Genomic DNA, 12,206 nt, shown 5'->3' on the forward strand with positions numbered 1-12,206 from the left:
AGCTTTGCCTCGCGAGGATGTCGCGTGGATGCCGCGTGGATGCCGTCATCCGTGTCCGGATTATTCGTTCACATTCTGAGGAATTTCAGGCACATTCAGCCCCTCGCGCGATTGATAGGCGCGAGCGGCTACTTTTTATCTGAAGGCGGAACAGAAGTAATGATGATTCAATCGCTCCGGGAGCAGTGGCTATCGAACCTTCCCGGTAACGTGCTTGCAGGCCTCACGTCGTCGTTTGCCCTCGTCCCCGAATGCATCGCCTTTGCGCTGGTCGCGCAAGTGAATCCCCTTATGGGGCTTTACGGCGCGTTCATCATTTGCGCGTTGACCGCCATCTTCGGTGGCAGGCCCGGCATGATCTCGGGCGCGGCGGGTTCGATGGCGGTCGTTATCGTCGCCCTCGTGGTCGAGCACGGCGCCCAGTATCTTCTTGCCGCCGTCGTCCTGAGCGGCGTGCTGATGATGCTGTTCGGGCTATTGCGTCTGGGTAAGCTGATTCGAATGGTGCCGCATCCGGTGATGATCGGATTTGTGAATGGCCTGGCCATTATTATCGCCATGGCGCAACTGGAGCATTTCAAGCGAGCGACGCCCCAAGGGGATGTATGGCTGCAAGGAATGCCGTTGGCGATCATGTGCGCGCTGGTTGCGCTGACAATGCTGATCGTCTACCTCCTGCCTCGAATCACCAGAGCTGTACCGCCGGCCCTCGTCGCGATTGTCAGCGTCGGAGTGCTTAGCCAGCTGATGCATTTGCCCACGCGGACACTGGGCGACATGGCTCATATCGCGGGGGCCTTGCCGGGTTTTCATCTGCCGCAGATACCGTTTGACCTCGAGACTTTCCGGATTGTCTGCCCCTATGCGCTGCTGATGGCCATTGTCGGTTTGCTGGAGACACTGCTGACGTTCAATCTTACCGATGAGATTACCGAGACCCGTGGGCGACCGAATCGCGAATGTCTTGCACTCGGCGTGGCAAATGTCGTTTCGGGCCTGTTCGGCGGCATGGCGGGTTGCGCGATGATCGGTCAAACGATGATCAACCTCAGTTCCGGCGGGCGCAGCCGCGTATCGGGCGCGACGAGCGGCATCATGATCCTTCTGTTTATCCTCTTCCTGTCCCCGCTTATCGAGCGGATCCCGGTGGCCGCGCTGGTCGGAGTGATGTTTGTCGTCGCACAGCAGACATTTGCATGGGGATCGCTTCGGGTTCTGGGTAAGGTTCCGCGGAACGACGCGCTGGTGGTCATCGCCGTGACGGTCATCACCGTCTTCACCGACCTGGCGATTGCCGTACTGTGCGGCATCGTCATAGCCGCATTGAACTTCGCCTGGCAGCACGCACGCGAAATTCGCGCCGAAGTAAAAAACAGCAGTAAAGGCGCGCGAACCTATGTGCTGCACGGCACCTTGTTCTTCGCATCAACCGCGAATTTCCAGGACCTGTTTCTGCCCCAAAACGATGCAGACGAAGTGGTCGTCGATTGTCAGCATGTGCATGTGGCCGATCATTCTGCGGTGGTTGCTTTAGAAACGCTGAGGGACCGCTATCAAAAGGCCGGCAGGCGTTTGCGATTCGCGAACCTTTCAACACGCAATCAACATATTCTCAAGCGTGCTGGGGTTTCCCTTACCAACGTCTGACGTCGATTGAATCGCGATCTAGCATCCAGGTGTCACTCAGCGAGCGCGAGCGGGCCCGAGCAGAAAGGAATTGGGCACGAACGACGCTGGAGAGTCGAGGACAGCAAAGAAATCCTAAAGCAACCCTGATAATTCGCCTTCGAGTGTTTTCACACGCGCTTTCACACACGCTTTCAATATCTATTGATTGCCGTGCTAATTGGCTGCGCTCGTGCGCGTAGCCGACTAAGCTGCTAATCTGCCGCGGCAGATGCAGCATGCAAACGCTGTGTTCGTCCGATGTGCTGAGCAGTTCGCGCCACCAAGCCGATGATCGGGCATGGCATGCGGCGGCACACGCAGTTCGACATCGGTCTCAAGCCCCCCTTGAAATTCAAAGCACTCTGATTGGAATCAGCGAATGAATCTATTTTCTTCCGCGACACAAGACTTGCCTCGTCTGGATGGCGTTGAATCGGACGAAGCGGCGAGGACCTATCGAAAGGTTGCGTGGCGTCTCATTCCGTTTCTGTTCCTGTGCTATGTCGTCGCCTATCTGGACCGGACGAACATTGGCTTCGCCCAGTTGCAGATGAAACAGGCGCTTGGCTTTAGCGATGCCGTCTACGGTCTGGGCGCCGGCGTGTTCTTTCTCGGCTATTCGCTGTTCGAGGTTCCTTCGAACCTGATTCTGACGCGCATCGGCGCGCGCGCGACGCTGACGCGGATCTTGATTCCGTGGGGCCTCGTGTCGATTGCGATGGTTTATGTATCCAGTCCCGCGATCTTTTATGTGATGCGCTTTCTTCTGGGCGCATTCGAAGCCGGACTCGTTCCCGGCGCACTGTTCCTGCTGACCCAATGGTTTCCGCAGAAGCGGCGTGGCGGGGTCATCGCGCTGTTCATGCTGGGCATGCCGATCTCGGGCCTGCTCGGCGGCCCGCTCGCGGGCTGGGCGATGGAAAGCTTGCAAGGCGTGTTCGGCCTCGCCGGATGGCAGTGGCTCTTCGTGGTCGAAGGCATCCCTGCGGTTGTGCTGGGCATTGTGTGCACGCTGTTGCTCACCGACTCTCCGGCCAAGGCGAAATGGCTCTCGAAGGATGAGCGCGACGTGATCACCGAAGGCCTGCGCCCCGAGCTGGAAAGCGCGGTCCATGCGAAGTCTCACAACTTCCTGCAGGCGGTGCGCGACCCGAACTTGTACATTTTGACTGCGGCCTATTTCACCTGCATCTGTGGCGTGTATGTGGTCGGATTCTGGTTGCCTACCGTGCTGAAAAGTACCGGCATCCATGACGTATTCTCTATCGGCCTCTATTCGATGATCCCGTTCGGCGCAAGTGCGATCGGCATGGTGCTCATCTGCCGCCATGCAGACAAACGTCTGGAAGGACGGTGGCATCTGGCTATCTGCTCGGTGGTGGGCGCGGCAATGCTGAGCCTGATTCCTTTTGTCGAGCATAGTCTTGCGCTTTCGCTCGTGGTACTCAGCATCGGTACGACGGTGATTTATGTGACGCTGCCGCTGTATTGGGTAATCTGCTCGACCTATTTTGCAGGGACCGATGCGATGGCAGGCAGTCTTGCGTTGACGAACAGTATCGGCCTGATAGGCGGCTTTGTGAGTCCCATCATTGTTGGATGGTTCAAGACGACGACTGGCAGTCTCGCTAGCGGGCTTTATGCAATGGCGGGGCTGCTTGTGATTGGCGCCGTTGTGCTGTTGACGTGTATTCCGAAGGCGGTGTTGGAGCGCCGCAGCGCGGCGGAGTAGCGCACTCTGGATCTGGTCGTTGCGGTTCACGAGCGGGTGGCGCGAGCAACCCGCACAATGCCGCCAGCGTCAACGTGACGCTGGCGGTTTTTGGCCTGTCCGTTATTCATTGAGCACATCCGCTGCTGCGCGGGTTGCGAATCCTACTCTCTCCAGTTGTTCGATCTGCCTGGTTCTGTCCTTGGGCACGCTCCGCTCTCGATAAAAGAACCTTACCCAAAAGGTTTGCACTTCCCGATACGCAAACCACATCGCCTTCCTAAATGAGCGATGTGACGATTGTATATTTTTCCGCCCTGGAAATTGAAAGAAAATTAATACCGATTCTTAAGAATTTCTTAAGCCGGGGAATATTTTTAATTCTTCATGTCATTTCGCCGACATTCCGCACTGCGTAAATGCCCGGGCTGGCAGCTCAAACTACATCACCCCGCCCAACCGACTACGCTGCCGGCACGTATTTTTGATGGTTCAGAGTCAATGAACCAACAAAAATATTACGCATAGCTTAAATCTAAATTCCTGATTTGACACTCTGGAGAATCACAATGGATCGCAGCGTTATTCAGGTTGGCCTTGCCGCCAGCTTGCTTGCGAGTAGTCTGGGTCTGGCAACGGCGGCTCCGCAAGGCAACATGGAGCTTTTGCCCACTGGCCAGTTCATTTCCCCAATGGCCATTCCCGGTGCTGTAGCGCAGTTGCTGAACCCGCAACTGTCGGCCAAACCGACGCAGGTCGTGAGCGGCGCCATCAAGTCGCAGTTGAGCCCCGATGGCAACACGCTGGCCGTGATCACCGCTGGCTATAACACGGTCTACACGGGTTCCGAGAACGGTACGCTGGATAAAACCGATTCGACCCAGTACATCTTCATCTATGACGTGTCCGGCGCGAACCGGGCCTCCCCGAAACTGGTGCAAGCGATTCACCAGAACAACGCGTTCGATGGACTCGTCTGGAACGGGAACCAAACGCTGTACGGTACGGGCGGCGCTGACGACAAGGTCTATGTGTACAGCCGTGCGTCCAATGCTCCGGCGGCTCAATGGGCGCAGACTGCGTCCATCGCGCTGGGCCACAGCAGTGGTATCGGTTCGGGCGTGAAGCCCAATGCCGGCGGCCTGGCGCTCTCCGCGGACGGCCGGATGCTCGTGGTTGCCAACAACTACAACGATTCGATTTCCATCATCGACACAGGCTCGAACACGCTTACGTCGGAGTACGATCTGCGTCCGTTCAACACGTCGGGCCAGCAGGGCGCCGCCGGCGGCGAGTACCCGTGGGCCGTTTCGTTGAAGTCCGATGGCACCGCGTTCATTTCGTCGGTGCGTGACCGTGAAGTCGTGGTGTTGAACCTGTCGAATCCTGCCTTGCCCCAGTTCATCAAACGCATTCCGGTGCAAGGCAATGCCTACGGCATGTCCTTTTCCCCCGACGAGTCGAAGCTCTACGTTGCGGTCTCGAATGCTGACCAGATCGCCGTCATCGATACGGTGCATCACAAGGTCGACAAGACGATCGACCTCGCGATCGATGCAGGCGGTGGCGATGGCGACGATCACGATCACGGTCACGGCTGGGGCGATGACCGCACCAGAGGCGATGACCATGGCAAGGGCAACGACGGCAAGTACAGCGGCCGCGACACCGTCAACGTGACCGTTTCCAGAGATGGCAGAACGCTGTACGCGGTCAACAACGGCGACAACTCGATCGCCGTGATTTCGCACGATGGCAACAACGGCTATCACGTCGAAGGCTTCATGCCGACCGCCTACGCGCCGAAAGACATCACGATGAGCGCCGATGGTTCGCGCATGTACATCATCAACGGCAAGTCGGTCACCGGCCCGAACCCGCTCTACACGTCGGGCACGCAGGCTCAGTATCAGTTCGGTCTTGAGCAGAGCACGCTGGTTAGCGCGCCGGTTCCGCGCGGCAACGAGCTTGACCGCCTCACCAGCCAGGTGGACGAGAACAACCACTACTCGGTGAAAGAGTCGGAAAACGATCGCAAGACCATGCAGTTCATGCGCGATCACATCCGGCACGTGATCTACGTCGTGAAGGAAAACCGCACGTTCGACCAGATCCTCGGCGACCTCGGCAATGGCGCGAATGCCGATCCGACGTTGACGATGTACGGCAAGGCCACCACGCCGAACTTCCACAACATCGCCAACAACTTCGTCACGGTCGACAATTTCATGGATCCGGGCGACGGTTCGATGGATGGCTGGTCGTGGGTGCAGCACGCACACGTCACGCCGACCGAGGAAGTTTCGCAGCAGGAAAACTACGCCGGCGTCACGCGCGGCATGTCGTATGAATCCGAAGGTGCCAATCGCGGCCTGCCGGTTGGACTGGCCACCACCGCGATGCGCGACGCCGCGTCGAATGGCGCCTACACCACCGCCACGTCGTCGCTGCCGGGCGGTACGGCCAACGCGCTACCGGGCATCGCCGATATCTCGGTGCCCGATGCGCCGTTCGGCTATCAGCGGGCCAACATCTATGACGCGGTGCTGGCTGCCGGCGGCACGGTGCGCAACTATGGCGGCATGGTCAACAACGTCGGCTCGATCGGCACGATCGCCAGCCCTCTGCTCAACCCGTTCGCTGCGAACATCGTCCAGGCTCACCCGGTCAAGCCGACGCTCGTGAACCGGACGGACGAGTACTACCGCGGTTTCGATCAGGCGTATCCGGACACCTTCCGCGAACTCGAATGGAACCGCGAGTTCCAGCAGTACGTCGCACATGGCGGGTTGCCGTCGTTCGAGCTCGTTCGCATGGGCGCAGACCACACCGGCAGCTTTGCGCAGAACGTCGGCCAGATGGGTTCCGCTGAGCAGGAAGAAGCGGATAACGACTTCGCGGTTGGCAAGCTGGTCGAAACGGTTGCGAACAGCCCGTACGCAAAAGACACGCTGATCGTAGTGGTGGAAGACGACTCCCAGGCCGGTTCCGATCACGTCGATTCGCACCGCTCGACTGCCTATGTGGTTGGCGCGTACGTGAAAAAGCACGCCGTCGTCAGCACCAACTATACGCAGGTCAATGCGATCCGCACCATGGAAGACGTGCTCGGTACACAGCACATCGACCTGAACACTGCGTATGCCAAACCGATGGCCGACCTTTTCGAAGCGAAGGGGAACGGGGCGTGGACGTACACGGCAGTCGCATCGACGATCCTGAAGGGCACGAACGTCGGCAACGTGGCCACGGGCGCAACGAAGAGCGGAAACGACGGCAATCAGTTTGCTGAAGGTACGGACATCCATCCGCTACATGATGCGACGTACTGGGCGAATGCGACGAAGGACTTCGATTTCTCGAAAGAAGACCGGATTCCGCCCGAGCTGTTCAACCACGTTCTGTGGAAGGGTGTGATGGGTAACAGGCCTTATCCGGAACCGCACTCGATCTACACGAAGGTTGCCGCCGACAGCTCGAAGGTAGCAACGGCAGACGACGACGGCGACGACGATTAAACCAGCAGTAACGTTGCTTCGTCCACGCATCGGATGAAACCAGATTGTCCTGATACACGCAATCTGGAGTAAAGCGTCGCCACGGGTGGTTGCCTTGTTGCGCAACCACCCTTTCCAATCCCCCGGCTAGCCATGCGCGCGATCGTCAGTTTCGCGTCGCATAAGACATTCCATTGCCAAATGGATATAAAACATATGCATCCCCTCCCATCGAAAATCGCTATTGCAGCATCCGTTGCCTTTGTAACCCTTGTGCCTGGCAAAACGGTGCAAGCTCAACAGAGTCAACCGTCAACCACCCAACAACCGTCAGCACCAGCCACATTAAAACCGATCGTTGTCGACGCATCGAAATTGACCACGACTTCCAACAACGTCAACGATCCCGATCAGATCGTCAACGTAAGCAAAACCGGCACTCCACTCGGCGAGCTGCCGATGAGCGTGCAGGAAGTGCCGCGCAAAATTCTCGACGAGCAAGGTGCCACATCGTTGCAGCAGGCAATCCGCAACGGCAACTTCTCAGGTGTGAATTACGGCGGCACCGATTCAAAAGGATTTACCGATCACTTTATGATCCGCGGCCTGCAGGCGCAGACCTACGATGACGGTTTCTCGGATGGCGATCAGGTCAATGGCCCGACGCACTCATTGCTGGGCGTCGAACGCATCGAAGTGCTTGAAGGACCGGGCTCAGCATTGCTCGGCAGCGGCCCTCCGGGTGGCTCCATCAACCTGATTCACTACACGCCATCCGCGCAATTTCACTGGGGCGGCAGTGTTCAGGCCGGCTCGTTCGGCACAGTCAACGCCACTGGCTACGTCACGGGCCCCACTGGCATCGACGGACTGAACTACAGGTTGGACGTCGGAGGCGGCCGCTCAGACGGCTATCGCGATCTGGCCTCGTGGAACAAGGAAATTCGGCCCGATCTGCAATGGAAGATTGGCGATCACAAGATCGAATTCTCCCTCGACGCGCAAGACTATATGGCCACGCCCGATTCATATGGGCTGATTTACAACAAGGGCGCGCCTATCCGCAACGTTCCGTTCGATGCTAAATATTCAACACCCTTCGCCAATGCACACGGCAACTACGTGCGCGCCACGCTTTCAGACGAATGGCGCATCAGCGACTACCTGACGGTCAACAATCGTCTGTCCTACCTGCACCACACGCTGGATTTTTTCAGCAACGGCGACAGCACGCATGCGAAGATCAAAGGCAATACATTCACTGGCCGGCAGCTACGCGATCAGGATGATTCGCTCAACACATTCGATTACCAGTTAGAGCCCGTCTGGAAATTTTCGACGGGTAGCGTCCACCATACGCTGCTGACGGGTTTTGAATATCTGGACCAGGATCTCAATAGCGCGAAGACCACTGCGGATCTTCCGGACATCGACAACATCTTTGCGCCGGCGCCTCCAGAGACTTCCATCGCAAGCCTTAACTTTCAGTGTGCGCCATCCCACTCGTGTCAGAACGACCACGTGCGTGCGAACTTTTATAGCCTCTACGCAACGGATCAGGTGGACGTGACAGATCAGTTCAAGGTGCGTGCAGGCGTGCGCAAAGACTGGTTTGGCACATCGCTGACCCTGAACCCGGTCGCTGGCGAGCCGAACCGCACAGCCAACGACGGCATCACGCTGGTTCCAGGCAATACGTATACGCGCAACGATGCTCCGACCAGCTGGAACGCCGGGGTGCTATACAAGGTCACGCCGTGGATGACGCCGTATTTCGGCGTGTCGCGCAGCTACCTCGCGAACTTTAACTCCGAAAACACGGCGTTTTCCATTGGGCCGCCAGAATCGGCGCTGCAATACGAGCTCGGTGTGAAATGGGCATTCGACGATGGGCGCTACGTGCTCAATACCGCGCTGTTCGACGTGAAGCGGGATCATGTAGCGACGCCGTTTGGCGACGATCAGATTACGTTCGATGCGCAGCGCACGCGCGGCGCTGAAGTTTCGCTCGACGCGGATCTCACACCAAACTGGCATGTGTATGCGAATTTCACCGCCGAGCATGCGCGCATCACTGACAGCCAGGACACGCCGGGCGCGGTCGGCACGATCCCGCAGGGCGTACCCACCTATATGGCGAATCTGTGGACGACGTACCGCTTTAGCCTTTTCGGCATGGCGGGCTTTCATGCGGGGGCCGGCATCAATTACATCAGCCGGATGACGAACGGTTTTGCGAACGGCTACGATTGGGCGCCAGCCTCTCTGATCGAGAATGTGCAGTTTGGTTACTCGCAGCGGCACTGGGGAATCGATCTGAACATCAACAACGTCACTGATCAGCGTTACTTCATCGCCACCAATGTCGTCGGCGCTTACGTTGGGCCGCCGTTGGCCGCCTACGTTACGCTGCACGCGGACTTTTGATGAAGTGATTCAGGGCGGGTCGTCCTGGCGACCCGCCGGGTGAGTTTCAGGACCATTGGATGGCCGGCGATCCCCGCGCCCGGGTCGGCTTCCACATCAGGACGCCGTTGCCGCCATGCCGCATCGCATGTTGGCGCCGTCACACGCCGTAGACCGCAAGCAGCGACGAGCCAGGCGCTTTGCGCCGCTGCCGTTCGAGCACCGGACTGCCAGACGCTGAAGCGAGCGCATGCGATGAACGGCCGATCGCCTCTACATCATCCGCTTGCCTGACTTTCGCGCTCCGCGGCGCGCCGCGGGCGCGGGCGCGGGCCCGGTCGACTTGCGTACTACCAGTTCGGCCGCAAACGTGATGCGCTGCGGCGCTGCGTTGTGTCCCGCGACCTGCGCAAGCAACGTGTTGACCGCCGAACTCGCCATTTGCTGAAACGGCTGACGCACGGTCGTGAGTGCCGGATGAAACTGCTCGGCCATCGGAATATCGTCGAAGCCGATCACGGAGATGTCGTCCGGAACGCGCAGCCGGGCCTCGCGCGCGGCCGCAATCGCGCCGAACGCGCTTTGATCGTTGGCCGTGAAAATAGCTGTGGGCGCATCGGGCAATGCGAGCAGGCCCGACGCCACCTCGAATGCCGTCATCTGCGATAGGTCGCCTGGCACGATCCATTCTGGCGTATGCGGCAACCCATGCCTCGACAATGTATCGAGATAGCCGCGCTGCCGGTCGCGCACCCCTTCGATCGACTCACCGCCGCCGAGAAACGCGATACGCGTATGGCCCAGTTCGATCAGATGTTCCACCGCGAGCTGCGCTCCGCCGTAGTTGTCGACGGATACCGACGGCAAACGGTTCATCGTCCCACGCTGATCGATCACCACGACTGGCAGATTCGCTTTAGCGAGTAGATCGACCCACAGCGATTCGCGCGGCAGGATGGCCAGTACGGCATCGGAGAATTGCCGCACTAGACCGAGCACATCGTGATGCGTGCGGCGCTCTTCGTCCGACATCGTGTAGACCAGAACTTCGCAACCCGCAGCGCGTGCTGCGCGGCCCGCGCCGAGTATCAGTTCGCTCGAGAATTGCGTGTCGAGCGTCGGCGTGATGATGCCGATGATGCCGTTACGCCCGCCCGAGAGCTTCTGCGCCGTGCGATTGACGACATAGCCGATGTCGGACGCGATGCGCAGTATCTCGTCGCGTGTCTCGCGCGACACGCCGGGCCGGCCATTGAGCGCGCGCGATGCGGTCATCTGCGAGACGCCGGCGAGTCGCGCGACGTCTTCCAGCGTGGGGTTTTCCTTGGTCATGCGGTGCCGGGATTCTGGTCGAAGTCCATGCGTAATACGCATATTTCGTTAGCGGTAACGTCCGCTTTGCAGTCATTCTAAACGAATGATCACGGGCCGCAATGCAAACTTGCCTGGCGCGCAGAAGGTTCAATGCAACCCACAATTCAGGCTTCAAAACCGCCAATATGCATGATGCGTAATTCCGCCTTGTGCTTGAGGGTTAACCTCATCTGGCGACATGCCGGCGTCGTTACTAACATCGCCAACGTTAAGGCTAACGTTGCCTCGCATCAATTCTAACGACGGGAGACTTCGAGATGGCGCATGCAGCAATATCGAAGGCGTTGGGCGTAGTTGCGTTGAGCTCGCTCGTCGCACTGGGCGCAATCCCCCATGCGGCCTACGCGCAGGAAGCGAAGGTCATCACCGCATGGGACCAGCAGACCAACGCTACGTCGAGCAAAATCTTGCGCGATGCGTCCGATCGTTTCGAGAAGCAGAACAACGGATACAAGGTTGAAAACTCGCATGTGCTCAACGATGCGTACAAGACCAAGCTGAAAGTTGCGTTCGGTGCGAATCAGCCGCCATGCGTGTTCGAATCGTGGGGCGGCGGCCCGTTGCACGAATATGTGAAGGCTGGCCAGATCCTCGATCTCACGCCGTACTTGCAAAAAGACCCCGCCTACCGCGATCGCTTTCTGCCTGCGTCGTGGAAGCCCGTGACATTCGACGGCAAGACTTACGGCGTGGCCGCGGAAAACGCGTCCGCCGCGGTGATCTTCTACAACAAGGATATTTTTCAGCAATACGGCCTCAAACCGCCCGCCACCTGGCCCGAGCTGATGCACGTCGTGCAGGTGCTCACGTCGCACGGTATCGCGCCATTCGCGCTTGCGAACAAGAACAAGTGGACCGGTTCAATGTATTACATGTACCTCGTCGACCGCATCGGCGGCCCGGACGTCGTCCGCGCCGCGCTCGATGGCAGCGGTCAGGGCTTTAACGATCCGGCATTCGTCGAAGCCGGCAAGTACATTCAGCAGTTGGTGAAAACCGGTGCATTTGCGCAAGGCTTCAACGGTCTCGACTACGACGTCGGCGCATCGCGGCGCCTGCTCTACGCAGGCCGCGCCGCGATGGAACTGATGGGCGGCTGGGAAGCGTCGACGATTCAAAGCGAAAACCCATCGTTCTCGCGCAAGCTCGATTTCTTTCCGTTTCCGGCCGTACCGGGCGGTAAAGGCGACCCGCGCGATGTGATCGGCACGGTCGGCGACGGCTTCCTGAGCATTTCGAGCGAGTGCAAGTATCCCGGTGCTGCGTTCAAGCTGATCCAGTCCCTCACCGACGATACCGCGATGCAGGCACGCGTAGGCGACCGCAAGATTCCGCCGGTCAAGAACATCGCGCTCGACGACCCGTTCCTCAAGCGGCTGCAGACGCTGATCGTCGATGCGCCGAACGTGCAGCTCTGGTACGACCAGGCGCTGCCGCCGCGTCTTGGCGAAGCGCACAAGGACACCACGCAGGCGCTGTTCGGCCTGTCGGTGACGCCCGAGGCGGCGGCGCAGCACATGCAAACCGCCGCGAAAGCCGGCGGCTGAACG

6 protein-coding genes are annotated in these 12,206 nt (G+C 59.0%); 5 read left to right on the forward strand and 1 reads right to left on the reverse strand.

The window, feature by feature from the left end:
- The first annotated feature begins 159 nt into the window (after nucleotides 1-159).
- The 4 genes from ACYVNQ_RS17165 to ACYVNQ_RS17180 all read left to right on the forward strand — a co-directional run bounded on the left by ACYVNQ_RS17165 (nucleotide 160) and on the right by ACYVNQ_RS17180 (nucleotide 9,303).
- Nucleotides 160-1,647, forward strand: a complete 1,488-nt coding sequence (locus tag ACYVNQ_RS17165) for a SulP family inorganic anion transporter (protein ID WP_460903750.1) — start codon at nucleotides 160-162, stop codon at nucleotides 1,645-1,647.
- Nucleotides 1,648-2,047: 400 nt separating this feature from the next.
- Nucleotides 2,048-3,400, forward strand: coding sequence for an MFS transporter (locus ACYVNQ_RS17170; protein WP_460903751.1), 1,353 nt, complete (start codon nucleotides 2,048-2,050; stop codon nucleotides 3,398-3,400).
- A 548-nt stretch (nucleotides 3,401-3,948) separates the two neighbouring features.
- Nucleotides 3,949-6,897, forward strand: coding sequence for a bifunctional YncE family protein/alkaline phosphatase family protein (locus ACYVNQ_RS17175; RefSeq protein WP_460903753.1), 2,949 nt, complete (start codon nucleotides 3,949-3,951; stop codon nucleotides 6,895-6,897).
- 195 nt (nucleotides 6,898-7,092) lie between these two features.
- Nucleotides 7,093-9,303: a TonB-dependent receptor gene (locus tag ACYVNQ_RS17180; protein WP_460903754.1), complete on the forward strand. Its 2,211-nt coding sequence runs from the start codon at nucleotides 7,093-7,095 to the stop codon at nucleotides 9,301-9,303.
- Between the two features lie 252 nt (nucleotides 9,304-9,555).
- Here the strand turns inward: ACYVNQ_RS17180 and ACYVNQ_RS17185 are convergent, their stop codons facing one another.
- Nucleotides 9,556-10,614 carry a LacI family DNA-binding transcriptional regulator gene (locus ACYVNQ_RS17185; protein WP_460903755.1) on the reverse strand — a complete coding sequence of 353 codons (1,059 nt, stop codon included), beginning with the start codon at nucleotides 10,612-10,614 and terminating at the stop codon, nucleotides 9,556-9,558.
- 299 nt (nucleotides 10,615-10,913) lie between these two features.
- Here ACYVNQ_RS17185 and ACYVNQ_RS17190 point away from each other — a divergent pair, with 299 nt between their 5' ends.
- Entirely contained in the window at nucleotides 10,914-12,203 is a 1,290-nt protein-coding gene (locus ACYVNQ_RS17190; RefSeq protein WP_460903756.1) for an extracellular solute-binding protein, read from the forward strand.
- Nucleotides 12,204-12,206: the final 3 nt, after the last annotated feature.

It is taken from the genome of Paraburkholderia jirisanensis, assembly GCF_054782355.1.

Coding starts and splice junctions, on each gene's coding strand:
- ACYVNQ_RS17165 (WP_460903750.1), top strand. CDS start 160: ATGATGATTCAATCGCTCCGGGAGCAGTGGCTATCGAACCTTCCCGGT.
- ACYVNQ_RS17170 (WP_460903751.1), top strand. CDS start 2,048: ATGAATCTATTTTCTTCCGCGACACAAGACTTGCCTCGTCTGGATGGC.
- ACYVNQ_RS17175 (WP_460903753.1), top strand. CDS start 3,949: ATGGATCGCAGCGTTATTCAGGTTGGCCTTGCCGCCAGCTTGCTTGCG.
- ACYVNQ_RS17180 (WP_460903754.1), top strand. CDS start 7,093: ATGCATCCCCTCCCATCGAAAATCGCTATTGCAGCATCCGTTGCCTTT.
- ACYVNQ_RS17185 (WP_460903755.1), bottom strand. CDS start 10,614: ATGACCAAGGAAAACCCCACGCTGGAAGACGTCGCGCGACTCGCCGGC.
- ACYVNQ_RS17190 (WP_460903756.1), top strand. CDS start 10,914: ATGGCGCATGCAGCAATATCGAAGGCGTTGGGCGTAGTTGCGTTGAGC.